This window comes from Ensifer sp. ENS08 (assembly GCF_014852195.1).
GTDB classification, from domain to species: domain Bacteria; phylum Pseudomonadota; class Alphaproteobacteria; order Rhizobiales; family Rhizobiaceae; genus Ensifer; species Ensifer adhaerens.
In genome coordinates, this window is the sequence record NZ_JACVBF010000001.1 from 1,056,389 (window position 1) to 1,081,644 (window position 25,256).

Sequence of the window (25,256 nt, forward strand, 5' to 3'; positions counted from 1 at the left end):
TTCAAACCGCGCCAAAACGGCGCAACATAAGAGGGAGAAGCTGAATGACCCGTACGACTATCAAGGGCCTGCTGCTTGCGTCGAGCATTCTCGGCACGGCCGGGCTGGTGCACGCCGAGGACGTGACGCTGACCATCGAAAGCTGGCGCAACGACGACCTGGCGATCTGGCAGGAAAAGCTGATCCCGGCCTTCGAAGCCAAGAACCCGGGCATCAAGGTCAAGTTCGCCCCGATGGCGCCGACCGAATACAATGCCGCGCTCAACGCCAAGCTCGACGCCGGCTCCGCAGGCGACCTCGTCACCTGCCGTCCGTTCGACGTCTCGCTCGAACTTTACAACAAGAAGCACCTCGCCGACCTGACGAGCCTGCCGGGCATGGAAAACTTCTCGCCGGTCGCCAAGTCCGCCTGGACCACCGACGACGGCAAGGCCACCTTCTGCGTGCCTATGGCATCGGTCATCCACGGCTTCATCTACAACAAGGACGCCTTCGACCAGCTCGGCATCCAGATCCCGACGACGGAAGCGGAATTCTTCGCTGCCCTCGACAAGATCAAGGCCGACGGCAACTACATCCCGATGGCGATGGGCACCAAGGATCTCTGGGAAGCCGCAACCATGGGTTACCAGAACATCGGCCCGAACTACTGGAAGGGTGAGGAAGGCCGCGCCGCGCTGATCAAGGGCGAGCAGAAGCTGACCGATGAGCCGTGGGTCGAGCCCTACCGCGTTCTTGCCAAGTGGAAGGATTATCTCGGCGACGGCTTCGAAGCCCAGACCTACCCGGACAGCCAGAACCTCTTCACGCTCGGCCGCGCCGCGATCTATCCGGCCGGCTCGTGGGAGATCGGCCTGTTCAACACCCAGGCTCAGTTCAAGATGGGCGCCTTCCCGCCGCCGGTCAAAAACGCTGGCGACACCTGCTACATTTCGGACCACAACGACATCGGTATCGGCCTCAATGCCAAGAGCGCACATGCCGAGCAGGCCAAGACCTTCCTGACCTGGGTTGCTTCGCCTGAGTTCGCCGACATCTACGCCAACGCACTGCCGGGCTTCTTCAGCCTCAACTCGACCCCGGTGAAGATGACCGATCCGCTCGCCCAGGAATTCGTCTCCTGGCGCGAAAAGTGCAAGCCGACGATCCGCTCGACCTACCAGATCCTGGCACGCGGCACCCCGAGCCTGGAAAATGAGACCTGGGTCGAATCGGCCAACGTGATCAACGGCACGGATACGCCTGAGGTTGCCGCCGAGAAGCTGCAGAAGGGCCTCGACGCCTGGTACAAGCCGGCGAAGTAAGACGTAAGCGCAACAGGTTCCCTCCCCTTTTTGGGGAGGGTCGGCCCTACAGCGCCGCACGTTCTGGACGTGCATAGGCACCTTTAGCCGGATGGATTTAAGGATGCCGTAGGGACCGGGCGGGGCGACATGCCGAATGACGGCACTCCCCCAGCCGAAGCGTCACCGGCCTCCCACAGTGGGAGGCCACCGACGCAGTCGTTTGCAAAAGAACGCGATAGACTTAACCTTCGTCATGAGCCCTCGATAAAGGGGCAGACGGCATGCGGCGCGACCGGCCGCGTGGCGCGGGTGCGCATCATGATTGTCTGGGGACCGGTCTTCTAGAAACGGATGGATCCATGAGTGACGCTCTTTCAGTGCAAGAGGGACAGCCGACCGCAAGGCGGCCGAAACGCTGGCACATCCTCGTCTTCCTGCTGCCGGCCTTCCTGGTCTATTCGGCGGTGATGATCCTGCCGTTGATCGAGACGCTCAGGCTTTCGCTGTTCAACACGGTCGACGGCCAGTCGACCTTTGTCGGCCTTGCGAATTTCCAGACGCTGTTTGGCGAAGAGCGCTGGGCGCACGACTTCTGGAATGCGCTGAAGAACAACGTCATCTTCTTCATCATCCACATGTGCGTGCAGAACCCGATCGGCGTTGCGCTCGCCGCCATGTTGTCGATCCCGAAGCTGCGCTTCGTCACCTTTTACCGCACGGCGATCTTCCTGCCGACGCTGCTCTCCTTCGTGATCGTCGGCTTCATCTGGAAGCTGATCCTGTCGCCGATCTGGGGCGTGGCACCCGGCATGCTCGACCTCGTCGGCCTGAAGTCGCTGTTTGCCCCCTGGCTCGGCAAGCCGGGCTCGGCGCTCATCACCGTGTCGCTGATCTCGGTCTGGCAATATGTCGGCATCCCGATGATGCTGATCTATGCCGCCCTGCTCAACATTCCGGATGAGGTGATCGAGGCTGCCGAATGCGACGGCGTCACCGGCTGGAGCCAGTTCTGGAAGATCAAGCTGCCGCTGATCCTGCCGGCCATCGGCATCATCTCGATCCTGACCTTCGTCGGCAACTTCAACGCCTTCGACCTGGTCTACACGGTGCAGGGCGCGCTTGCCGGTCCCGACGGCTCGACCGACATTCTCGGTACGCTGCTCTACCGCACCTTCTTCGGTTTCCAGCTGCAGCTCGGCGACCGCTCGATGGGCGCGACGATCGCCACGGTGATGTTCCTCATCATCCTCGCCGGCGTCTCGCTCTACCTCTTCGTCATTCAGCGCCGCATGCGCCGCTACCAGTTCTGAGGAGACCGGAGATGTCGAAAGCACGCGATTCATTTCTCCGCACCGGCTTCGTGCATGCAGCGCTCATCGCCTACGCGCTCATCTCGCTATTTCCGGTGTTCCTGACGATCATCAACTCATTCAAGGATCGCAACGCGATCTTTCGGGCGCCGCTGACGATCCCGACGCCGCAGACCTTCAGCCTGATCGGCTATCAGACCGTCCTCGGCCAGGGCGACTTCGCCACCTATTTCCAGAACAGCTTCATCGTCACAATCGTCTCGATCGCGCTGGTTCTGCTCTTCGGGGCGATGGCCGCCTTCGCGCTGTCAGAATACCGCTTCCGTGGCAACACGCTGATGGGCCTTTATCTCGCGATCGGCATCATGATCCCGATCCGTCTCGGCACCGTCGCTATTCTGCAGGGCATGGTCGCTGCCAACCTCGTCAACACGCTGACGGCACTGATCCTCGTCTATACGGCCCAAGGCCTGCCGCTCGCGATCTTCATTCTCTCGGAGTTCATGCGCACGGTCTCCGATGACTTGAAGAACGCCGGGCGCATCGACGGGCTGTCGGAGTATTCAATCTTCTTCCGCCTGGTTCTGCCGCTCGTCCGTCCAGCCATGGCAACCGTCGCGGTCTTCACGATGATCCCGATCTGGAACGATCTCTGGTTCCCGCTGATCCTCGCGCCGGCCGAAGCCACCAAGACCGTGACGCTCGGCTCGCAGATCTTCATCGGCCAGTTCGTCACCAACTGGAACGCGGTTCTGGCGGCACTGTCGCTCGCCATCCTTCCGGTTCTCGTCCTCTACGTCATCTTCTCGCGGCAACTGATCCGCGGCATCACGGCAGGAGCAGTCAAGTGAGTGCAAGCAGCAAACCGGTCCGGGTCCTCGTCGCGGGGCTCGGCAACATGGGGCGCAGCCATGCGCTCGCCTATCACAACAATCCCGGCTTCGAGATCGTCGGCCTCGTCAACCGCTCGAAGGTGCCGCTGCCGGAGGAACTGAGCGGCTACACGATCCATCCGGACTTCAAGACGGCCCTGGCCGAATTGAAGCCCGAGCTCTGCTCGATCTGCACCTATTCGGACAGCCATGCGGACTTTGCGGTCATGGCGTTCGAGGCCGGCGCCGACGTCTTCGTCGAAAAGCCGCTCGCAACCACCGTCGCCGACGCCGAGCGCGTCGTCGCGGCTGCGAAGAAGCACGGCCGCAAGCTGGTGATCGGCTACATCCTGCGCCATCACCCCTCGTGGATCCGGCTGATCGCCGAAGCGCGCAAGCTCGGCGGTCCCTATGTCTTCCGCATGAACCTGAACCAGCAGTCCAGCGGCCCGACCTGGGAGACGCACAAGTCGCTGATGAAGACGACGTCGCCGATCGTCGATTGCGGCGTGCACTATGTCGACGTCATGTGCCAGATCACCGACGCCAAGCCGGTGGAAGTGCGCGGCATGGGGCTCCGTCTCTCCGACGAGATCGCGCCCGACATGTACAATTACGGCCACCTGCAGGTGATCTTCGAGGATGGTTCGGCCGGCTGGTACGAAGCCGGCTGGGGGCCGATGATCTCGGAAACCGCCTTCTTCGTGAAGGACGTGATGTCGCCGAAGGGATCGGTGTCGATCGTCATGGACCAGAATGCCAAGTCCGACGACATCGACATGCACACCAAAACCGCGGTGATCCGGCTGCACAATGCCGAAACCGGTCCCGATGGCCGTTTCCTGAAAGCCGACGAGGACCTGAAGATGGACGGCGAGCCCGGCCACCAGGAACTCTGCGACCGCGAGCAGGCCTATGTGCTGAAGGCCATTCGCGAAAACATCGACCTCGACCGTCACATGAACGACGCCGTGCAGTCGCTACGCATCTGCCTCGCCGCAGACGAAAGCGTGCGCACCGGCAGACCAGTCAAACTTTAAAGGGGGCAACCAGGTGGGATCGCTTCAACTCAAATCCATCCGCAAGGCCTACGGTAGCCATGAGGTGCTGAAGGGCATCGACCTCGAGGTGAAGGACGGCGAGTTCGTCATCTTCGTCGGCCCGTCGGGCTGCGGCAAGTCGACCTTGCTGCGCACCATCGCCGGTCTCGAGGACGCGACCTCCGGCAGCGTGCAGATCGACGGCACGGAAGTCGGCCACGTGGCGCCCGCCAAGCGCGGCATCGCCATGGTGTTCCAGTCCTACGCGCTCTATCCGCACCTGTCGGTGAAGGACAATATGGGCCTTGGCCTGAAACAGGCCGGCGCTCCGAAGGCGGAGATCGAGGACAAGGTCGGCAAGGCTGCGAACATGCTGTCGCTCGATCCCTACCTGGCCCGTCGCCCGGCCGAGCTTTCGGGCGGCCAGCGTCAGCGCGTGGCGATCGGCCGCGCGATCGTGCGCGAACCGAAGCTCTTCCTGTTCGACGAGCCGCTTTCGAACCTCGACGCGGCGCTGCGCGTCAACACCCGGCTTGAGATTGCCCGGCTGCATCGAAGCCTGAAGGCAACGATGATCTACGTGACCCACGACCAGGTGGAGGCGATGACGCTCGCCGACAAGATCGTCGTCCTCAACGCCGGCCAGATCGAGCAGATCGGCTCGCCGATGGATCTCTACAACCGCCCGGCCAACGTCTTCGTCGCTGGCTTCATCGGCTCGCCACAGATGAACTTCATCGAGGGCGCCCGGCTCGGCGATGTCAAAGCCAAGACGATCGGCATCCGCCCGGAGCACATGGCGCTTTCACGCGAGAGCGGCGACTGGAAGGGCAAGGTGGTGCATGTCGAGCACCTCGGCGCCGACACGATCGTCTATATCGATTCCGAGCAGGTCGGCACCATCACCGTCCGCCTCTTCGGCGAACATCGCTACGCGCCTGACGACATCGTCTATGCGACGCCGACGGTCGGTGCCATGCACCGTTTCGGCGACGACGACCGCGTCCTCGCCTGATGCGTTTTGAGGCTAAGGCCTCATCACAGCTGCGTGAAAACCAGCCGCCACGGGACTAACCCCTTGTGGCGGCTTATTTATTTTTTGAATAGCCGTGCTGAATGACTCTGTTGCGCTGCAAAGCGATTTAACATACATTTGTGTTTGTATATTAGCTTTCCGGTATTTTCCCCAAGCAATACCGGTTCCGCTCCCCTTCACTTCCGGACCGCACGGGCACCTTGCGAGATGCACCTGTCGCCTGCGGTCACCGAATATGGACATCGCTATGCGCATGAACCGACCGACACTGGCCGCCGCCTTGGCAACTGTGATTCTTCTTTCCGGCTGCCAGAAAGAGGAAGCACAACAGGGCGCCGCCGCATTCCCACCGTCCGCCGTCGCGGTCTTCACGACCAAGACCGAAACCCTGCCGATCACCAACGAGCTTCCGGGCCGCATCGCCGCGACCCGTGTCGCCGAGGTCCGTCCGCGCGTTTCCGGCATTGTCGTCGAACGCGTCTTCCAGCAGGGCTCCAAGGTCAATGCCGGTGACGTGCTCTACCGCATCGATCCCGCGCCCTTCCGCGTCCAGGTCGAAAAGGCAGAGGCAACGCTTCGGCGCGCCCAATCCATTCGCCAGCAGGCCCAGCAGAAGGCCGATCGCCAGGAGCAGCTGAAGAAGGCGAACGTCGTCGCCGCGCAGCAGCTGGAAGATGCGGCTGCGCTGCTTGCGACCGCCGACGCCGATGTCGCGATCGCCGAAGCCGGCCTCGCTGCGGCCAAGCTCGACCTGCAATATGCCGACGTGACGGCACCGATCAGCGGCCGCATCGGCCGTGCGCTGATCACCGAAGGCGCGCTCGTCAGCACCAACAGCTCGGAAAATCTCGCGACGATCCAGCAGCTCGACCCGCTCTACGCCGACTTCACCCAGTCGGCGACCGACCTCATCCGCCTGCGCAAGGCGCTCGAGGACGGCCAGATGATGAACGGCGACGGCGAGGAAGCCGAAGTCCAGCTCGTGCTCGACGACGGCACCACCTATGAGCACAAGGGCAAGCTCCTGTTCTCGGAAGCCGCCGTCGACGCGACGACCGGCCAGGTGACCCTGCGCGGCGAATTCCCGAACCCCGACAACGACCTGCTTCCCGGCATGTATGTTCGCGTGCTTGTGCAGCAGGGCGTCGAGAAGGACGCGATCACCGTTCCGCAGCAGGCCGTCCAGCGCAACAACGCCGGCCAGTCGCAGGTTTATGTCGTCGGCGCCGACAACAAGGTCGAGTTCCGCAACGTGACCCTCGGCCGCACGATCGGCACCCGCTGGCAAGTGACCTCCGGCATCAAGGCCGGCGAAAAGGTCATCGTCGAAGGCTTCCAGAAGATCGGCCCCGGTGCCCCCGTCGAGCCGACGGACTGGAACCCGGACGCCAAGCCGACTGCCGAAGCAGCGCAGACGACGGCGGCTGCCGACGAAAAGCCTGCCGAAGCTACAAAGTGAGTTTGATTGATGCCTAGTTTTTTCATCGACAGGCCTATTTTTGCCTGGGTGGTGGCGATCTTCATCATGGTCGCCGGCGTCATTGCGATTCCGCTTCTGCCGGTATCACAGTATCCTGACGTCGCGCCGCCGCAGATCTCCATCAACACGAGCTACCCCGGCGCCTCGTCGCAAGACACCTATCAGAGCGTCACGCGACTGATCGAAGACGAACTGAACGGCGTCGAAGGCCTGCTCTATTTCGAGTCGACCTCCAGCGCCTCCGGCTCGGTCGAAATCAGCGCCACCTTTGCACCGGGCACCGATCCAGGACAGGCGGCCGTCGACATCCAGAACCGCGTTCGCCGCGTCGAACCGCGCCTGCCCGATTCGGTCAAGCGCCAGGGCGTCCAGGTCGATGAAGCCGGCTCCGGCTTCCTGATGATCGTGGCCCTCACCTCGACCGACGGCTCGATGGACGCCATCGGTCTCGGCGACTATCTAAGCCGCAACGTGCTTAGCGAAATCCAGCGCGTGCCCGGCGTCGGCCGTGCGCAGCTGTTTGCCACGGAACGCTCGATGCGCGTCTGGCTCGATCCGGACAAGATGCTGGGTCTGAACCTGACGGCTGCGGACGTGACCAATGCGATCACGGCGCAGAACGCCCAGATCGCTTCGGGCTCGATCGGCGCACAGCCGAACCCGATCACCCAGCAGATCAGCGCGCCCGTCGTCGTCAAGGGCCAGCTCGAAAGCGCCGAAGAGTTCGGTGCGATCGTGCTTCGCGCCAATCCGGACGGCTCCTCCGTCCGCCTGCGCGACGTTGCCCGCATCGAGATCGGCGGCGAAAGCTACGCCTTCTCGACGCGCCTGAACGGCAAGCCGTCGGCGGCTATCGCCGTCCAGCTTTCGCCGAGCGGCAACGCCATGTCGACCTCGGCCGCGATCAAGGAACGCATGGACGAACTGGCGAAGTTCTTCCCGCAGGGCCTCGAATATTCGGTTCCCTACGACACCTCGCCCTTCGTCGCCGTTTCCATCGAGAAGGTGCTTTCGACGCTGGTCGAAGCGGTCGCGCTCGTGTTCATCGTGATGTTCCTGTTCCTGCAGAACATCCGCTACACCATCATCCCGACGCTCGTCGTGCCGGTGGCGCTCCTCGGCACCTGCGCGGTCATGCTGGCGATGGGCTTCTCGATCAACGTTCTGACCATGTTCGGCATGGTGCTGGCGATCGGCATTCTCGTCGACGATGCGATCATCGTCGTCGAAAACGTCGAACGCATCATGTCCGAGGAAGGGGCAACGCCGAAAGAAGCCACCCGCAAGGCGATGAAGCAGATCACCGGCGCCGTCATCGGCATCACGCTGGTTCTCGCCTCGGTGTTCATTCCGATGGCCTTCTTCCCGGGCGCGGTCGGTGTGATCTATCGCCAGTTCTCGCTGACGATGGTCGTCTCGATCCTGTTCTCCGCACTTCTCGCTTTGTCGCTGACACCGGCGCTCTGCGCGAGCTTCCTGAAGCAGGTTCCGAAGGGTCATCATCACGCCAAGCGTGGCTTCTTCGGTTGGTTCAACCGCTCGTTCGACAAGACGTCGCACGGCTATAGCGGCATCGTGAAGCGCCTGGTCCACCGGACCGGCCGCTACATGATCGTCTATGTCGCGGTGCTCGCCGGTCTCGGCTGGCTGTTCATGAAGCTGCCGTCGTCGTTCCTTCCGGACGAAGACCAGGGCTTCGTGATCGTCATGATGCAGTTGCCGTCGGAAGCAACGGGCAACCGCACGACCGAGGTGGTGGAGCAGGCCGAGAAGATCTTCGGCCAGGAAACGGCAGTCGAACGCATCATCGCGATCAACGGCTTCTCCTTCTTCGGTACCGGCCAGAACGCAGCGCTCGCCTTCGTGACGCTGAAGGACTGGAAGGAACGTGACGCCGACAACGCCGCACAGTCGATCGCCATGCGGGCGACGATGGCGATGAGCCAGATCAAGGATGCGATCAGCTTCGCGCTGTCGCCGCCGGCGATCCAGGGCCTCGGCACCACCGGTGGCTTCTCGTTCCGCCTGCAGGACCGTGGCGGTCTCGGCCAGGCGGCGCTGTCGCAGGCCCGCGACCAGCTGCTCGGCATGGCCGCCGAGAGCAAGGTGCTGTCCGGCGTCCGCTTCGAGGGCATGCCCGATGCGGCTCAGGTCAGCGTCACGATCGATCGCGAGAAGGCCAACACCTTCGGTGTGACCTTCGCCGATATCAACTCGACGATTTCGACCAACCTCGGCTCGTCCTACGTCAACGACTTCCCCAATGCCGGACGCATGCAGCGCGTGACGGTGCAGGCGGACGAAGGTCAGCGCATGCAGACCGCCGACCTCCTGAACCTCAACGTCCGCAACGCCAATGGCGGCATGGTGCCCCTGTCGGCCTTCGCGACGGTGGAGTGGGTCAAGGCGTCGACCCAGACGATCGGCTACAACGGCTACCCGTCGGTCCGTATCAGCGGCGAAGCCGCCCACGGCTACTCCTCGGGTGACGCGATCGCCGAGATGCAACGGCTGGCGGGCCAGTTGCCTGCAGGCTTCGGTTACGAATGGACCGGCCAGTCGCTGCAGGAAATCCAGTCCGGCACCCAGGCGCCTCTCCTGATCGCGCTGTCGTGCCTTCTGGTGTTCCTGTGCCTTGCAGCCCTCTATGAGAGCTGGTCGATCCCGGTGGCGGTGATCATGGTCGTTCCGCTCGGCGTCATCGGTTCGGTGCTCGCCGTGATGATGCGCGACATGCCGAACGACGTCTACTTCAAGGTTGGCCTGATCGCGATCATCGGTCTCTCGGCGAAAAACGCGATCCTGATCATCGAGTTCGCCAAGGAACTGCGTGAGCAGGGCAAGTCGCTGATCGACGCGACGCTGGAGGCGGCGCATCTTCGCTTCCGGCCGATCCTGATGACGTCGCTGGCCTTCACGCTCGGCGTTCTGCCGCTGGCAATCGCCACGGGTGCCAGCTCCGGCAGCCAGCGCGCCATCGGCACGGGCGTCATGGGCGGGATGATCTCGGCAACGGTGCTCGCCATCTTCTTCGTTCCTGTCTTCTTCGTGTTCGTCACGAAGCTCTTCAGCCGAAAGAAGGTGGAGAACACACCGACAGCCGCAGAAAACCCGACACCCGCCGAATAAAACAAGACTGGACGGCCCGCCTCTGGCGGGCCGTCGCATGAGGAGGAATGAATGCGCCGAACAAAGGCCGATGCAGAAGCAACAAGACAGAAGATCCTGAGCGCCGCCGAGCGCGTCTTCTACGAAAAGGGCGTCTCGAACACGACGCTCGAAGAAATAGCCAAGGCCGCCGGCGTGACCCGTGGCGCCATCTACTGGCACTTTGCCAACAAGACCGACCTGTTCCTCGCGCTGCACGACGCTGTGCCCTTGCCGCAGGAAGACATGGTCGCCCGCGAGATCGAAGCGGAAGCTGCCGATACACTCTCCATCCTCGAAGGTGCCATGGGCGACTGGCTGGATGTTCTCGCCGCCGACGAGCAGCGCCAGCGCATTCTGACGATCATGCTGCGCACCAATTACGACGGCGACCTGGGCGAGGTCCTCGCCCGCCAGAAGGAACTCGACGAGCACCACAATGTCGTGCTCGAACTCGCTTTTTCCCGCGCGCTTGCCAAGGGGCAGATGCACGAGACCTGGACCCCCGCCTCCGCGACACGGACCCTGCATTGGATGATGCTCGGGCTCTGTACGGAATGGCTGCTGTTCGGCCGCACCTTCGATCTGACGGCCGAGGGACGCGAGGGTCTGAGCCGGCTCTTTGCCAGCTTCCGCGCGCCGGCCGTTACCGCGACCGCCGTCGTATCCCGCCTGTAACAGCTGTAGCCGGCACCCCTGTGAGTACCGGCTACATGAAGCGCCTTCCGGAACCCTCTAGCTGAACACGACCGTCTTGTGACCGTTGAGCATGACGCGCCGCTCCAGGTGCAGCTTGACGGCGCGCGCCAGCACCCGGCTTTCGATATCGCGGCCGGTGGCGACGAAATCTTCCGCCGTCAAGGCATGGCTGACGCGTTCGGTTTCCTGTTCGATGATCGGGCCTTCGTCGAGGTCCGGCGTGACGTAGTGCGCCGTCGCCCCGATCAGCTTCACGCCACGCTCATGCGCCTGATGATAGGGCTTGGCGCCCTTGAAGCTCGGCAGGAACGAATGGTGGATGTTGATCGCCTTGCCGTAGAGGCGCTTCGACAGATTGTCGGAAAACACCTGCATGTAGCGGGCAAGGATGACGAGATCCGCGCCGGTCTCCTGGACCAGTCGCAGAAGCCTTTCCTCCTGCTCGGCCTTGTTGTCCTTCGATACCGACCAACAGTGATAGGCGAGCCCTTCGGCTTCAGCCGTACGCCGGCTGTCTTCGTGGTTGGAGACGATGGCGACGACCTCCGCGTTCAACCAGCCGACACGGATCTGGTAAAGCAGGTGCAGGAGCGCATGGTCGAACTTGGAGACGAGGACCAGGATCTTCGGCTTGACCGCAGCATCCGTGAGCGTGGTCCGCATCTGGAAACGCTCGACGGCCGGGCGAAGCGCCCGCTCGACATCACCAGCCTGGACGCTCGCTGCAACCTGGAAGGCGATGCGCATGAAGAAGCTGTTGGTCTTGGTATCCCAGAACTGGTTGCTCTCGGCGATGTTTGCGCCAAGGGCGGCAAGCTCCGTGGTGACGGCGGCGACAATGCCGGGTTTGTCGTCGCAGGACAGGACAAGAATGAAGGTCTTCGGCGCCATGATCTTCTCCGATTGCAGCCGTTTCGGATGAGGCTCGAGCCCCTTCCCAAAGGCTGCCTATGAGGAGTTGAACGCGCCGGCAATCGTTCCGGCTGCGACGGCTGGCGCTTTCTATCATCCTGATGGAAAGGCGCCCGGGAGCATGGAATGCCCCCGGGCGCTGCAAGATTCGTCGCATCCGGCTTTTGAGGTTTTCTGAGAGGTTTCCATCAAAAACCCGGTGTGCACCGACTAGATCAGTGCGCCTCGTCCCAGTTGGTCGCCGCGCGCGCATCGACCTTCAGCGGCACCTTCATGTCGAGCGCCGGCATGGCGGCGTTCTCCATCACCGAGACGACGACCGGAATGGTGTTTTCGACCTCGGCGTCCTCGACCTCGAAGATCAGTTCGTCGTGCACCTGCAGCAGCATGCGGGCCGAAAGCTTCGCCTCGGCCAGCGCCGGCTCCATCTTCACCATGGCGCGGCGGATGATGTCGGCGGCCGAGCCCTGGATCGGCGCGTTGATCGCGGCGCGCTCGTTGAAAGCACGGTGCGACGGGATCGATGAGCGGATGTCCGGGTAGTGGGCGCGGCGGCCGAAGATCGTCTCGACGTAGCCGTGCTCGCGGGCAAACACCTTGGTGCCTTCCATGTAGTCGCGGATGCCGGGGAAACGCTCGAAATAGCGCTTGATGTAGTCGCTGGCTTCGGAGCGCTCGATCGACAGCTGGTTGGCAAGGCCGAAGGCGGAGATGCCGTAGATGATACCGAAGTTAATCGCCTTGGCGCGCCGGCGGATTTCGCTCGGCATGCCCTCGACCGGAACGCCGAACATTTCCGATGCGGTCATCGCATGAATGTCGACGCCATCGGCAAAGGCCTGGCGAAGCTGCGGAATGTCCGCAACATGGGCAAGCACGCGCAGTTCGATCTGGCTGTAGTCGGCCGAGACGAGCTTGTGGCCGGGCGTTGCGATGAAGGCGGTGCGGATCTTGCGGCCTTCGGCGGTGCGCACCGGAATGTTCTGCAGGTTCGGATCGGACGACGACAGGCGGCCGGTGGTCGTGGCTGCGAGCGCGTAGGACGTATGCACGCGCTTCGTCTCCGGATGGACGAAGCCCGGAAGCGCATCGGTATAGGTGGACTTGAGCTTGGTCAGCTGTCGCCAGTCGACGATCTTGCGCGGCAGTTCGTGGCCTTCGGCTGCCAGGTCTTCCAGAACCTGTGCCGAGGTCGACCATTGCCCGGTCTTGGTCTTCGAGCCGCCGGCAAAGCCCATCTTGCCGAAGAGGATATCGCCGAGCTGCTTCGGCGAACCGATGGTGAAGGTTTCGCCAGCGAGCTTATAGATCTCGTCCTCGAGCCCGGCTGCGCCCTGGGCGAGCTCGCCCGAAAGCCGCGAGAGGATCTGGCGGTCGACGGTGATGCCGCGGTCTTCCATGCGTGCCAGAACGGCAACCAGGGGCCGCTCCAGCCGCTCATAGACGCGCATCAGCCCCTTGGCGGCCAATCGGGCCTTCAGGATATGCCAGAGCCTGAGCGTGACGTCCGCATCCTCAGCCGCGTAGGCGGTTGCCCGGTCGATATCGACGAAGTCGAAGGTCACCGAGGATTTGCCGGTTCCGGTGATGTCCTTGTAGGCGATCGGCTTGTGGTTCAGCCAGCGCTCAGACAGCGAGTCCATGCCATGGGTGCCGTTGCCGGCATCGACGACGTAGGACATCAGCATCGTGTCGTCGAAGCTTTCGACGGTGATGCCGTGCCGCTTCATCACGAGGTAATCGTATTTCAGGTTCTGGGCGACCTTGAGGACCGAAGGGTCCTCCAGCAGGCGCTTCAGCCGGCTCAAGGCTTCTGCGACCGGGATCTGGTTTTCGGCGAGCCCGCCGCCGAGCAAGTCGCCGACGCCGGTCTTGTGGATCAGCGGCACATAGGCCGCCCGGATCGAGGCGCCGGTCGGGTCGGCCTTGTGGTCGGCGATCGCCAGCGAGAAGCCGACGAGGTCGGCCTGCATTGCATCGAGCGAGGTCGTTTCCGTGTCGAAGCCGACGACACCGGCTTCGCGCGCGTCCGATATCCACCGGTCGAGAGTGGCGATGTCGCGGATCGTCACATAGGCGCTCTGATCCATCGGCGCCTTGGCGAAGATTTCAGCGCGTGCCGCAGCGAGCGCCTCGGGCGTCGCGTCCGCGCCATTCGCTTCGCCGGCACGCGACAGGACGGCGGCGGCTTGCGCGGCCTCGCCACGGGCGGCAGCCGCGGTGGAGGAGCCCTCGCTGACCTTTTCCGCCCCATCTCCCTTGTCGAGATCAGGGCCGCGCGCCTCGGCGCCCCATTCTACCGGCACCAAGGCTGCTTCAACGGCATCGGCGTCCGTACCGGTCGCGGCGGCGACGCGACGCGTCAGCGTTGTGAATTCCATCGCCTTCAGGAAGGCGATCAGCTTCGGACCGTTCTGCGGCTCGAGGCTCAGCTCTTCGAGCGGAACGTCGAGCGGCGTGTCGGTCTTGAGTTCGACGAGCTGGCGCGACAGACGAGCGAGATCGGCATTGGCGATGATGTTCTCGCGGCGCTTGGCCTGCTTGATCTCGCCGGCGCGGGCCAGCAGCGTTTCGAGATCGCCGTACTCATCGAGCAGCTGTGCCGCCGTCTTCGGGCCAATGCCGGGAATGCCCGGGACATTGTCGGTGGAGTCACCGGTCATCGCCTGCAGGTCGATCATCTTTTCCGGCGGCACGCCCCATTTCTCGATCACTTCCGGGATCGAGATCTGCTTGTCCTTCATGCTGTCGTACATCGACACGTTCGAGGTCACGAGCTGCATCAGGTCCTTGTCGGACGAGACGATGGTGACGCCGGCGCCGGCGGCTTCTGCAAGCCGGGCGTAGGTGGCGATCAGGTCGTCGGCCTCATAGCCTTCCTTCTCGATGCAGGGCAGGTTGAAGGCGCGGGTCGCGTGACGGATCAGCCCGAACTGCGGGATCAGATCTTCCGGCGGCGCCGTGCGGTTCGCCTTGTACTGATCGTAGAGCGCGTTGCGGAAGGTCTTCGACGAATAGTCGAAGATGACCGCGAAATGGGTCGGCGTGACGCCGACCGAGGTGTCGCGCGCATCGGTGAGCAGCTTCCACAACATGTTGCAGAAACCCGATACCGCGTTGACCGGAAGGCCATCGGATTTGCGGTTGAGCGGCGGGATGGCGTGGAACGCCCGGAAGATGAATCCGGAGCCGTCGACGAGGAAGAGATGATCACCGTTTTTCATGGGCAAATGGATAGCGCGGGGCAAGCCAAAGGTCCATTGCGGTTTTCCCGCCAGACACTACATTCTCCACCGGTCGCGGTGGCCGCGATCGCCACCGCGGATTGCGAAAACGGGGGCTGATTTCGCCTTGAGATCGAGCGCCAAAAGGCTTCGCAAGCGCCCGTTCGGCTTCACGCAAACGTTACATATTTGTAATGTCCGATTCAGCCCCGGTATCCTTGAAAAGCCACATTTGAATCCTCAAATCTTACTCAACGGCACCGAGTGATGCCGTCTTCTGGTGATTGGCCTGTCCCCCGCCCGCACCAGATGAGGACAAAGGCCTTATCCCCCTCTCCGGGCCTTTGTCCCGTTTTCAAAAGACCGTCACGGCGCCGCCTCCGCACCGTGACGGTTTTTTGTTTCTGCCGTCCGATCACCTCCGCTCAAATCCCGGTGAGACCCGACGGTCTCAAGGTCCATCGCCTGCATTGTAACTTGTCTTCATGGCGGTTCGGGCGTACCGATAGGCATGGCCTTCAATCGTATGGAATCTGCGACCTACCTGGCCAGCCTGCTGGCTAAGAGCTTTTCGCGCGCGCTTCACGAGCGCGGCCAGAAGCTTGGTTTCGCGCCCGGTCAGTTTCCCATCCTGCTCGAGCTTTGGGCCGAGGAAGGCCTGACGCAGAAACAACTGCTCGATCGCCTCGACATCGAACAGGCGACGATGGCAAACACGCTCTCGCGCATGGAGCGCGACGGGCTCATCCTCCGCCGCAAGCATCCGCAGGACAAGCGCTCGCAGCAGATCTACCTCACCGAAAAGGCAAAGGAGATGGAGGCGGCCGCCAAGGAGGCAGCGCTTGCCGCCGACCAGTCGCTGCTTGCCGGCCTCAGGCATTTCGAACGCGAACTGATGCTCGAATATATGCGCATGGCGCTCGCGAGCGTGGCACGCAGCGACAGTCGCGCCTGACGCACCACCCCCTTATGATCATTCCATCAAAAAATTTGGCTTAAAGCGGGCGTTCGCCCGTTCTAAAGCAGGGGCAGACGCGTCGATCCGGGCGCCCCGGCGCTCACCTTGCCGACGCGCCAGGCTCTCCGTTCACCGTCACCTGAGACCTCTGCCCAAAATCGCTCAAATCGATTTCGCTTTGGCGGCGCATGCAGTAGGTTCCGGCGAAACTTGAAGCAAGGATATGCATGATGGCTGACATCACCCCCGTTCTCGAACGCGCAGACGCCAACCTGCCAAGGAGCCTCGACCGGCTGTTCGACCTCGTTCGGATCAAGTCGATCTCGACCGACCCGGCCTTCAAGGCGGAGTGCCGCAAGGCGGCCGAATGGCTGGTGGCCGAACTCAACAGCCTCGGCTTCACCGCATCGGTGCGCGACACCCCCGGCCATCCGATGGTCGTCGCCCACCATGACGGCGCCAAGCCCGATGCGCCGCATGTGCTGTTCTATGGCCACTATGACGTTCAGCCGGTCGATCCGCTGAACCTCTGGGACACGGATCCGTTCGAGCCCGGCATCAAGGAAATCGAACCCGGCCGCAAGGTGATCACCGGCCGTGGCACGGCTGACGACAAGGGCCAGCTCCTGACCTTCGTCGAGGCGGTGCGCGCCTACAAGGACGTGCATGGCGCCCTGCCCTGCCGCGTCACCATCCTGTTCGAAGGCGAAGAGGAATCCGGCTCGCCGTCGCTGAAGCCCTTCCTCGAAGCCAATGCCGCCGAACTCAAGGCCGACTATGCGCTGGTCTGCGACACCAGCATGTGGGACCGCGATACGCCGGCGATCTCCGCTGGCCTGCGCGGCCTCGTCGGCGAAGAAGTCATCGTCCGGGCTGCCGACCGCGACCTGCATTCCGGTTATTTCGGTGGTGCTGCCGCCAACCCGATCCGCATCCTCACCACCATTCTCGCCGGCCTTCATGACGAAAACAGCCGCGTGACGCTGCCAGGCTTCTACGACGGTGTCGAAGAGACCCCGGCCCAGATCAAGGCGGCCTGGGAAACGCTCGGCCAGACGGCAGAGAAGTTCCTCGGCGAAATCGGCCTTTCGATCCCGTCGGGTGAAAAGAACCGCTCGGTGCTGGAACTGACCTGGGCGCGGCCGACCGCGGAAGTCAACGGCATCACCGGCGGCTATACCGGCGAAGGCTTCAAGACGGTGATCGCGGCCGAGGCTTCGGCAAAGGTTTCCTTCCGCCTGGTCGGCAACCAGAACCCGGAAAAGATCCGCGAAGCCTTCCGCGCTTATGTGCGCTCCAAGGTTCCGGCCGACTGCTCGGTCGAGTTCCATGCCCATGGCGGTTCGCCAGCGATCCATCTTCCATACGAATCGCCGCTGCTCAACACGGCGAAGGTCGCCCTGTCCGACGAGTGGCCGAAGCCGGCCGTCATCATCGGCATGGGCGGCTCGATCCCGATCGTCGGCGACTTCCAGAAGATGCTCGGCATGGAATCGCTGCTCGTCGGCTTCGGTCTTTCCGATGACCGCATCCATTCGCCGAACGAGAAGTACGAGCTGCAGTCCTATCACAAGGGCATCCGCTCCTGGATCCGTATCCTCGACGCGCTCGCCGCCTGATGATCGGTGCGGGACGGGGCGCGATTTTCTGCGCGCATCCCGCCCGAGCCACTTGACCCCGGAAGCCGTGGCGGAGCTCTCCGCCACGGCTTCTCCGCTTTGATTGCGTGGCTGGAGATGATGCAACCCTCGCACGCAAGCGCTCCATCGACGCGCATGCATCGCTGCCCGATCGGCGGGATGTCCACGCTTTACCGTTTCCCCTTCACTGTTTCCCGGCGGTTTCTCCGTTGTCGGCGGGCCGACAATCCTTGACCTCCGGGGTCTCAGGTGCTTCCTTTTTGTGAAACAAATCACGAAGGGAAATCGGATCGTTGGCAAGGGTAAGGACCGAAGCGTCGCGCTGCGGGCGTGACGTTATGACAAAGCGGCTCAGAAAACTGAACGTCTCCGCTCGGAGAAACCCTCCGGCCGCTGCAACGGAAGTGTCCTTGAAACAACCCCGCCACGCCCTCGCATCCATCGCGGCACCGGCATGAAGCGGCTGCAGACCTATTTCTGGCCCGTTGTCGGCCTTCTCGCGATCCTGTTTTCGGTGAACGCGCTCTATCATGAGCTGCGCGGCCTGTCGTTCGACGAGTTTCTCGCAAGCTTCAATGCGATTTCGCTGAGGAGTTGGCTTCTGGCGATCGGCTCGACGCTCCTCGCCTATGCGGCTCTGGCGGCCTACGACCGACTTGCGCTCGACCACCTCGGCCACCGCATTTCGCTCTGGTTCATCACGCTCTGCTCGTTCACGACCTACGCGCTGTCGCACAATCTCGGCGCCTCGGTGTTCTCCGGCGCGGTCGTGCGCTACCGCGCCTACCGCTCCAAGGGGCTTTCCCCGGGCGAAGTCGGCGTTCTCGTCGCCTTCTGCTCCTTCACCTTCACGCTCGGGACCTTGGTTCTATCGGCCGTCGTGCTTCTGGTACGGCCCGACATCATCGAGCGTTTTGCCGAGTTCCTGCCGGTCGAAATGTCGCTCACGACCGGCGTGCTCATCCTCGTCGTCATCGGGCTCTATGTCATCGGCAGTCTCGTCGGGCTGCCGTCGTTCCGCACGCGCTGGTTCCAGCTGCACTACCCGAAGCCGAAGATCGTTTTCCGGCAGCTGGTGATCGCTCCGGTGGAGCTGATCGGCGCCGCCGGGATCATCTATTTCGCCCTGCCGGAAGCGGGAAATCCGGGCTATATCGTCATTCTCGGGATCTTCCTTGCGTCCTTTTCGGCAGCCCTTCTGTCGCATGCGCCCGGCGGGCTTGGCGTACTCGAGCTGATTTTCATCGCCGCCTTGCCGGAAATGGACCCGGCTGCCGTGCTTGCGGCGCTTGCGATCTTCCGGTTGCTTTACCTCGTCATCCCGTTCGTGCTTGCGCTGATCGTGATCCTGGTGTTCGAGCGGGCGCGTTTCGTGGCGGAGCGCCAGCCGCCGAAGGGAAGCGACCTCCCCTAGGCGAAGGGCACGTCCATCACGGATATCAGGGCGCGTTGCAGACAGTGGGCAGCGCCTGTTCGAGCGGCCCCTTCACCTCGTGCAGGCGCGCCGCTTCGATCTGGTAGGGTGTAAACGGCGGCACCTGCAGCGACGGATTGATGATGCGGGCGACATAGCAGCCGGCGAAGAACCGCACCCGCCCCCGCTTCTCGATCGATTTCACCGCGACGGGAACGGCGGAATAGATGCTGCCCGCCCCGGCCTCCGTCTTCACCTTGCCTACCTTGATCTCGACAGACACCGTGCGCTCATAGCCGCGGGTGAACGCCTTGAAGCCGACGACGGGTTTCGATTCGCCGAAATAACCATAGGCGCGGGCATATTCCTTGCGGTTGACGGCGTTGTAGAGCGAGCGGACGAGCGCGGCCCCATCGGACCGGTCATCGACATAGGCGACGCTGTCCTGCGCCAGAGCTTCGCCATTCAGGGCTGCAAATGCGCCGAGGGCAAAGACGGTGGATCGAAGCTTCATGGCAGTCCTCCTTTGTCGCGCGGGCAGCCGAACACAACAATGAGGCGAAGCCATAGCAGGATTCGCGAGCGGATCGATAACGACATAGGCCAGCCACCGTCCGGCGCGGCACCGGCGATCCGTTTGACTCAGTAAATTTGGGAGGCGGTGGGCGGCGTCACGCCGATGAGCAGAAAGCCGCGGGCGTAAGCGCAAAATGAAAAGAGCCCCGTGTGGGAGGAGGTACACGGGGCTCTCGAACTTGATCGGCAGCTGGGAGGAGGAGTGCCGCCGATCCGCATCGGGCGCCGCGGGAGGAGGTGCAGCGCTTCGATAAGTCGTATAATAGTTATGCGCCGCAACAATTTCAAGGCATCATTTTGCACTGCACAAAATCGTGAAGGAAAGGCAGGGCCAAAGGCATCGTCCCTGACGTCGGATCGCGGATGGTGCATCCGGAGGACCGCCGCGACCGATAACCTCATAGAAACCACAACTACTGATGGCAGGTTCCTTTTGTTCAGCTTTTTCTACATACATCTACGTGTAAGCCAAGAATGAATTTTCACTCAGTAATTGCAGGCGCTCAAATGAAATTGCTGCTCCAGATTCCGACCGCCCTCATCGTTGTCCTGATCCTTGCGACCTGGCTTGCCAGCCTCCGTCTCGTGGTGCTGCCGCCCGGCTCCCTCAAACTCAAAGCGATGACGGCCCTCGTTTATCAGGGACATGGCTTCCGTCTGATCGACAGCCCGCTCGGCATGTGCGGCCGTCGGGCCTACCCGGCCGCCGACTGCGAGGAGGTGGCCATGAACCATCTGGGCAAGCGGGTGCTGCTGCGGATGCCTTTCAGCCAATGGCTCTACGATTTCACCGATCCCTATCCGGCAAGCCCCACGGCATCGGTCGAAGAGACTCCGCTTCGAAACGCCATCCAGTGAGAACCGGCGAGCACGGGCTCGGACCTGGAGGCGCCTGCGCGCCTCAGCGTCAAGGTTTTGAACCATCAGGCTTTTTCACAACGACTTTCTTAACCACCCCTTAAATTGCCGCATTTAAAGTTCACCCGGTCGCCGTGGCGGATGGGCGTGGGACGCCGTTACCGCCGTCGAAATCGATTGGCCGCAACGATAGCGCCAAGGGCCACCGCTGGGCGGTGAGGGATAGATCAAACGGCATGGCAGCAAGCGGCAGGTCAGGACAGCGGATCGAGCCCTCGTTCGGCGGAAACGAGGACGATGACGACGACGATTTTCGCGTCGAGGCCAGCGACCGCGTGACCACGAGCCGCAAGGCGCCACGCGGCAAATCTTCCGGCCAGACCAACAGGAGCAGCGGCAAGAAGAAGCCAGCCGGCAAGCGCGGCGGCGGCCGTCGCGGCTCCGGTGGCGGTGGCTTGGTCGGCCTTGTCCGCACCCTGTTCTACTGGTGCATCGTACTCGGCATCTGGGGCGCGATGGGCGTCGGCGGCCTGGTGCTCTACTACGGCGCGCGCATGCCGAGCGCCGAAAGCTGGTCGATCCCCGATCGCCCGCCGAACGTGAAGATCCTTGCCGTCAGCGGCGACATCATCGCCAACCGCGGCACCACGGGCGGCGAAGCGCTTTCGCTCGAAAACATGTCGCCCTATATCCCGCAGGCAGTCATCGCCATCGAGGACCGGCGCTTCTATTCCCATTTCGGCATCGACCCCTTAGGTCTGGCCCGCGCCATGCTGACGAACGTCACTACGGGCCGCATGGTCCAGGGCGGCTCGACGCTGACGCAGCAGCTCGCCAAGAACCTGTTCCTGTCGCCGGAGCGCACGCTGGAGCGCAAGGTGCAGGAAGTCTTGCTCGCCTTCTGGCTCGAGCAGAAATATTCCAAGGACCAGATCCTAGCGATGTATCTCAACCGGGTGTTCTTCGGCTCCAACGCCTATGGCGTCGAAGCGGCCTCGCGGCGCTACTTCAACAAGTCGGCACGCGACGTGAACCTCGGCGAGGCGGCCCTGCTCGCGGGCTTGCTCAAGGCCCCTTCGCGGCTCTCGCCGGCGCGTGATCCGAAGGCGGCGGAAGAGCGCGCCCAGATCGTGCTGGGCGCGATGCGCGAGGAAGGCTTCGTCACCGACAGCGAGATCAAGACGGCGATGTCGCAGACGCCAACCAAGGCCAAGAGCTACTGGTCGGGCGCCGAGCATTATGTCGCCGACATGGTAATGGACCAGCTTCCGGGCATGATCGGCGAGATCAAGGAAGACCTGGTCATCGACACGACGATCGACCTCAATCTCGAGAAGAAGGCCGAGGAAATGATTGCCGCGACGCTGGACGCCGACGGCAAGAAGCTCGACGCCTCGCAGGCCGCCCTCGTCTCGGTCGACGGCACCGGCGCCATCCGGGCGCTCGTCGGCGGCAAGGACTATGCCGAGAGCCAGTTCGACCGCGCCTCCAAGGCCAAGCGCCAGCCGGGCTCGGCCTTCAAGCCCTTCGTTTATGCCGCGGCCATGGAGATCGGCCGCACGCCGATGTCGATCCGCAATGACGGTCCGGTCCGGATCGGCAACTGGACGCCGGAGAATTACGACCAGAAATATCGCGGCGAGGTGACGCTTGCCGATGCGCTCGCCAACTCGCTGAACACGATCGCAGCCCAGCTGGTCATGGAGGTCGGTCCTTCCAACGTCGTCAAGGTCGCGCACCGCCTCGGTATCGATTCCGAGATGCAGGCAAACGCCTCGATCGCGCTCGGGACGTCGGAAGTGAGCCTCGTCGAACTGACGTCGGCCTATGCCCCCTTCATGAATGGCGGCTTCAAGGCGACGCCGCACGTGATCCGCCGCATTTCCAAGGCGGACGGAACGGTGCTCTACGAAAACACCTACGACAACCCGCCGCGCGTGCTCGATCCGGCGATCGTCAGCGAGATGAACCAGATGCTGCTGCGGGTGCTGACCAAGGGCACCGGCAAGAAGGCGCAGCTGAAAGGCTGGGAAGCGGCCGGCAAGACCGGCACGACGCAGTCCTTCCGCGACGCGCTGTTCGTCGGCTACACCTCCAACCTCACGACCGGCGTCTGGTTCGGCAACGACGACGGCAAGTCGATGAAGAAGGTCACCGGCGGCGGCCTGCCGGCCAAGGCCTGGCACGATTTCATGATGGCGGCCCACGAAGGGCTTTCGCCCTCGCCGCTGTTCGGGACGACCGGCGTGCAGCCGGTCTTCGACGACGGCACCGCGCCGCCCCCCGGCGACCTGATGTCAGGCGACCCGGAAGCCTTCCCGGAAGCACCCGTCGGCGTCGATGGCGGCGTCGCGGTGGGGCAGCGTCCGGTTGACCAGGGCGGCGCCCCGTGGGGCGGCCAGACGGCGGACCAGGGCAACGGCGGCATGGTACCGCCGGCCGATGTCGGCCAGACGACCGGGGCCACGCGCCGCACCACGCTTTTCGATATTCTGACCGGCGGCTGAGCCGCCCGTGAACCTCGATTTGACAGGGGATCCGGCCTGTAGGCAGGCTGCGGCCGATGGCCCATTTCGGGCTAGACAAATCCCGGGCTTGCTTTTGCCCCCAAACGCCCCGCAGAATGCCTTGCAGTCCGAAACGCCGGTCCTTATATACGCCGCATCGGCGCAGTCTAAGCTGCGAAGAAATCCAAAGACCATCCCGTTAGGGGCTGTCTCACGAATGCCTGACCGGGTTCCGACAGTCCGCTGCAAGGAGAGAACGACATGGCTAAAGTTATTGGTATTGACCTGGGAACGACCAACTCCTGCGTCGCCGTCATGGACGGTAAAGACGCGAAGGTGATCGAAAATGCCGAGGGTGCGCGCACGACCCCCTCGATGGTGGCATTCAGCGAAGACGGCGAGCGTCTCGTTGGCCAGCCGGCCAAGCGCCAGGCTGTCACCAATCCGGAAAACACGCTTTTTGCGATCAAGCGCCTGATCGGCCGGACCTTCCAGGACCCGACCACGCAAAAAGACAAGGACATGGTTCCTTACAAGATTACCAAGGCCGACAATGGCGACGCCTGGGTCGAAGCGCACGGCACGGATTACTCCCCGTCGCAGATCTCCGCCATGATCCTTCAGAAGATGAAGGAAACGGCCGAATCCTACCTCGGTGAAAAGGTCGAGAAGGCCGTCATCACCGTACCGGCCTACTTCAACGACGCCCAGCGCCAGGCAACCAAGGATGCCGGCAAGATCGCCGGTCTCGAAGTTCTGCGCATCATCAACGAGCCGACCGCGGCAGCGCTCGCCTACGGCCTCGACAAGAAGGACGGCAAGACGATCGCCGTTTACGACTTGGGTGGTGGTACCTTCGATATCTCGGTTCTCGAAATCGGCGACGGCGTCTTCGAAGTGAAGTCGACCAACGGCGACACCTTCCTCGGCGGTGAAGACTTCGACATGCGTCTCGTCCAGTACCTCGCCGGCGAGTTCAAGAAGGAACAGGGCATCGACCTGAAGAACGACAAGCTCGCTCTTCAGCGCCTGAAGGAAGCCGCTGAAAAGGCCAAGATCGAGCTGTCTTCGTCGCAGCAGACCGAAATCAACCTGCCGTTCATCACGGCTGACGCTTCCGGTCCGAAGCACCTGACGATGAAGCTGACCCGCGCCAAGTTCGAAGCGCTTGTCGACGACCTGATCCAGCGCACCGTCGCGCCGTGCAAGGCAGCCCTCAAGGATGCCGGCGTCTCGGCTGCCGAGATCGACGAAGTCGTTCTCGTCGGTGGCATGAGCCGCATGCCGAAGGTGCAGGAAACCGTCAAGCAGCTGTTCGGCAAGGAGCCGCACAAGGGCGTGAACCCGGATGAAGTGGTCGCCATGGGCGCCGCCATCCAGGCCGGCGTTCTGCAGGGCGACGTCAAGGACGTTCTCCTGCTCGACGTCACCCCGCTGTCGCTCGGCATCGAAACGCTCGGTGGCGTCTTCACCCGCCTGATCGAACGCAACACGACGATCCCGACCAAGAAGTCGCAGACCTTCTCGACCGCCGACGACAACCAGTCGGCTGTGACGATCCGCGTCTCCCAGGGCGAGCGTGAAATGGCTGCAGACAACAAGCTGCTCGGCCAGTTCGACCTCGTCGGCATTCCGCCGGCACCGCGCGGCATGCCGCAGATCGAAGTGACCTTCGACATCGATGCCAACGGCATCGTGCAGGTTTCGGCCAAGGACAAAGGCACCGGCAAGGAACACCAGATCCGCATCCAGGCATCTGGCGGCCTCTCCGACGCCGACATCGAAAAGATGGTCAAGGACGCCGAAGCCAACGCTGAAGTCGACAAGAAGCGTCGCGAAGGCGTGGAAGCCAAGAACCAGGCCGAAAGCCTGATCCACTCCAGCGAGAAGTCGCTGAAGGATTACGGCGACAAGGTTTCGGAAACGGACCGCAAGGCGATCTCCGACGCGATTGCCGCGCTGAAGACCGCCGTCGAAGCCTCCGAGCCGGACGCCGAAGACATCAAGGCCAAGACCAACACGCTCATGGAAGTTTCCATGAAACTCGGCCAGGCGATCTACGAAGCGCAGCAGACGGAAGCCGCTCATGCGGATGCCGCCGCCGACGCTGCCCGTGACGGCGATGTCGTCGATGCCGACTACGAAGAAGTCAACGACGAAGACGATCGCAAGCGTTCGGCCTAAGTCGCCCTTCAAACAGACGGAAAAGCCCGGGTTCGCCCGGGCTTTTTTGTTGCCGGTCTCGCCCGTCAGGGCCTGCAATATCGGCGATCGGCACTGTGACTTGCCGCAAACGT

Annotated in this window: 17 protein-coding genes; 14 read left to right on the top strand and 3 right to left on the bottom strand. The window is 62.9% G+C overall.

The window, feature by feature from the left end:
* The first annotated feature begins 44 nt into the window (after nt 1-44).
* The 8 genes from IB272_RS05105 to IB272_RS05140 all read left to right on the top strand — a co-directional run bounded on the left by IB272_RS05105 (nt 45) and on the right by IB272_RS05140 (nt 10,849).
* Nucleotides 45-1,304, top strand: coding sequence for an ABC transporter substrate-binding protein (locus IB272_RS05105; protein WP_060580544.1), 1,260 nt, complete (start codon nt 45-47; stop codon nt 1,302-1,304).
* A 341-nt stretch (nt 1,305-1,645) separates the two neighbouring features.
* Entirely contained in the window at nt 1,646-2,596 is a 951-nt protein-coding gene (locus IB272_RS05110; RefSeq protein WP_034804869.1) for a sugar ABC transporter permease, read from the top strand.
* An 11-nt stretch (nt 2,597-2,607) separates the two neighbouring features.
* Nucleotides 2,608-3,447: a carbohydrate ABC transporter permease gene (locus IB272_RS05115; RefSeq protein ID WP_060580543.1), complete on the top strand. Its 840-nt coding sequence runs from the start codon at nt 2,608-2,610 to the stop codon at nt 3,445-3,447.
* Nucleotides 3,444-4,508, top strand: a complete 1,065-nt coding sequence (locus IB272_RS05120; RefSeq protein WP_060519458.1) for a Gfo/Idh/MocA family oxidoreductase — start codon at nt 3,444-3,446, stop codon at nt 4,506-4,508. The genes IB272_RS05115 and IB272_RS05120 overlap by 4 nt, the downstream gene beginning before the upstream one ends.
* Before the next feature lie 13 nt (nt 4,509-4,521).
* Entirely contained in the window at nt 4,522-5,523 is a 1,002-nt protein-coding gene (locus tag IB272_RS05125) for an ATP-binding cassette domain-containing protein (RefSeq protein WP_034804877.1), read from the top strand.
* Between the two features lie 256 nt (nt 5,524-5,779).
* Entirely contained in the window at nt 5,780-7,003 is a 1,224-nt protein-coding gene (locus IB272_RS05130; protein WP_034804880.1) for an efflux RND transporter periplasmic adaptor subunit, read from the top strand.
* 9 nt (nt 7,004-7,012) lie between these two features.
* A complete protein-coding gene (locus IB272_RS05135; protein WP_034804897.1) occupies nt 7,013-10,153 on the top strand; it encodes an efflux RND transporter permease subunit in 3,141 nt (1,046 codons plus the stop codon).
* Nucleotides 10,154-10,204: 51 nt separating this feature from the next.
* The gene (locus IB272_RS05140; protein WP_192444225.1) at nt 10,205-10,849 is read left to right on the top strand and encodes a TetR family transcriptional regulator; all 645 of its coding nucleotides are present in this window, start codon (nt 10,205-10,207) and stop codon (nt 10,847-10,849) included.
* A gap of 57 nt (nt 10,850-10,906) precedes the next feature.
* Here IB272_RS05140 and purU read toward each other — a convergent pair whose 3' ends face one another.
* Nucleotides 10,907-11,761, bottom strand: a complete 855-nt coding sequence (purU, locus tag IB272_RS05145; protein WP_051659688.1) for a formyltetrahydrofolate deformylase — start codon at nt 11,759-11,761, stop codon at nt 10,907-10,909.
* A 236-nt stretch (nt 11,762-11,997) separates the two neighbouring features.
* On the bottom strand, nt 11,998-15,006 hold the full coding sequence (gene polA / locus IB272_RS05150) for a DNA polymerase I (RefSeq protein ID WP_060580675.1): 3,009 nt from the start codon (nt 15,004-15,006) through the stop codon (nt 11,998-12,000).
* A gap of 511 nt (nt 15,007-15,517) precedes the next feature.
* On the opposite strand from polA, the gene IB272_RS05155 reads away from it, so the two are divergent.
* The 3 genes from IB272_RS05155 to IB272_RS05165 all read left to right on the top strand — a co-directional run bounded on the left by IB272_RS05155 (nt 15,518) and on the right by IB272_RS05165 (nt 19,018).
* The gene (locus IB272_RS05155; RefSeq protein WP_060580542.1) at nt 15,518-15,961 is read left to right on the top strand and encodes a MarR family transcriptional regulator; all 444 of its coding nucleotides are present in this window, start codon (nt 15,518-15,520) and stop codon (nt 15,959-15,961) included.
* A gap of 230 nt (nt 15,962-16,191) precedes the next feature.
* A complete protein-coding gene (locus IB272_RS05160; RefSeq protein ID WP_089043078.1) occupies nt 16,192-17,583 on the top strand; it encodes a M20/M25/M40 family metallo-hydrolase in 1,392 nt (463 codons plus the stop codon).
* A 475-nt stretch (nt 17,584-18,058) separates the two neighbouring features.
* Entirely contained in the window at nt 18,059-19,018 is a 960-nt protein-coding gene (locus IB272_RS05165) for a YbhN family protein (RefSeq protein WP_060580541.1), read from the top strand.
* Nucleotides 19,019-19,043: 25 nt separating this feature from the next.
* Here the strand turns inward: IB272_RS05165 and IB272_RS05170 are convergent, their stop codons facing one another.
* The gene (locus IB272_RS05170) at nt 19,044-19,532 is read right to left on the bottom strand and encodes a hypothetical protein (protein ID WP_060580540.1); all 489 of its coding nucleotides are present in this window, start codon (nt 19,530-19,532) and stop codon (nt 19,044-19,046) included.
* 569 nt (nt 19,533-20,101) lie between these two features.
* On the opposite strand from IB272_RS05170, the gene IB272_RS05175 reads away from it, so the two are divergent.
* From IB272_RS05175 to dnaK, 3 genes are all read left to right on the top strand, one after another.
* A complete protein-coding gene (locus IB272_RS05175) occupies nt 20,102-20,452 on the top strand; it encodes a hypothetical protein (protein ID WP_060519451.1) in 351 nt (116 codons plus the stop codon).
* Between the two features lie 236 nt (nt 20,453-20,688).
* The gene (locus IB272_RS05180) at nt 20,689-22,959 is read left to right on the top strand and encodes a transglycosylase domain-containing protein (RefSeq protein WP_192444226.1); all 2,271 of its coding nucleotides are present in this window, start codon (nt 20,689-20,691) and stop codon (nt 22,957-22,959) included.
* 261 nt (nt 22,960-23,220) lie between these two features.
* A complete protein-coding gene (gene dnaK / locus IB272_RS05185; protein ID WP_034804922.1) occupies nt 23,221-25,143 on the top strand; it encodes a molecular chaperone DnaK in 1,923 nt (640 codons plus the stop codon).
* Nucleotides 25,144-25,256: the final 113 nt, after the last annotated feature.

Excerpts from the sequence above, each read along its gene's own strand:
- IB272_RS05170 (WP_060580540.1), bottom strand. The coding sequence starts at position 19,532 with ATGAAGCTTCGATCCACCGTCTTTGCCCTCGGCGCATTTGCAGCCCTG.
- dnaK (WP_034804922.1), top strand. The coding sequence starts at position 23,221 with ATGGCTAAAGTTATTGGTATTGACCTGGGAACGACCAACTCCTGCGTC.
- IB272_RS05165 (WP_060580541.1), top strand. The coding sequence starts at position 18,059 with ATGAAGCGGCTGCAGACCTATTTCTGGCCCGTTGTCGGCCTTCTCGCG.
- IB272_RS05175 (WP_060519451.1), top strand. The coding sequence starts at position 20,102 with ATGAAATTGCTGCTCCAGATTCCGACCGCCCTCATCGTTGTCCTGATC.
- IB272_RS05160 (WP_089043078.1), top strand. The coding sequence starts at position 16,192 with ATGATGGCTGACATCACCCCCGTTCTCGAACGCGCAGACGCCAACCTG.
- IB272_RS05110 (WP_034804869.1), top strand. The coding sequence starts at position 1,646 with ATGAGTGACGCTCTTTCAGTGCAAGAGGGACAGCCGACCGCAAGGCGG.
- IB272_RS05130 (WP_034804880.1), top strand. The coding sequence starts at position 5,780 with ATGGACATCGCTATGCGCATGAACCGACCGACACTGGCCGCCGCCTTG.
- purU (WP_051659688.1), bottom strand. The coding sequence starts at position 11,761 with ATGGCGCCGAAGACCTTCATTCTTGTCCTGTCCTGCGACGACAAACCC.
- IB272_RS05140 (WP_192444225.1), top strand. The coding sequence starts at position 10,205 with ATGCGCCGAACAAAGGCCGATGCAGAAGCAACAAGACAGAAGATCCTG.
- polA (WP_060580675.1), bottom strand. The coding sequence starts at position 15,006 with ATGAAAAACGGTGATCATCTCTTCCTCGTCGACGGCTCCGGATTCATC.
- IB272_RS05135 (WP_034804897.1), top strand. The coding sequence starts at position 7,013 with ATGCCTAGTTTTTTCATCGACAGGCCTATTTTTGCCTGGGTGGTGGCG.
- IB272_RS05115 (WP_060580543.1), top strand. The coding sequence starts at position 2,608 with ATGTCGAAAGCACGCGATTCATTTCTCCGCACCGGCTTCGTGCATGCA.
- IB272_RS05105 (WP_060580544.1), top strand. The coding sequence starts at position 45 with ATGACCCGTACGACTATCAAGGGCCTGCTGCTTGCGTCGAGCATTCTC.
- IB272_RS05180 (WP_192444226.1), top strand. The coding sequence starts at position 20,689 with ATGGCAGCAAGCGGCAGGTCAGGACAGCGGATCGAGCCCTCGTTCGGC.
- IB272_RS05155 (WP_060580542.1), top strand. The coding sequence starts at position 15,518 with ATGGCCTTCAATCGTATGGAATCTGCGACCTACCTGGCCAGCCTGCTG.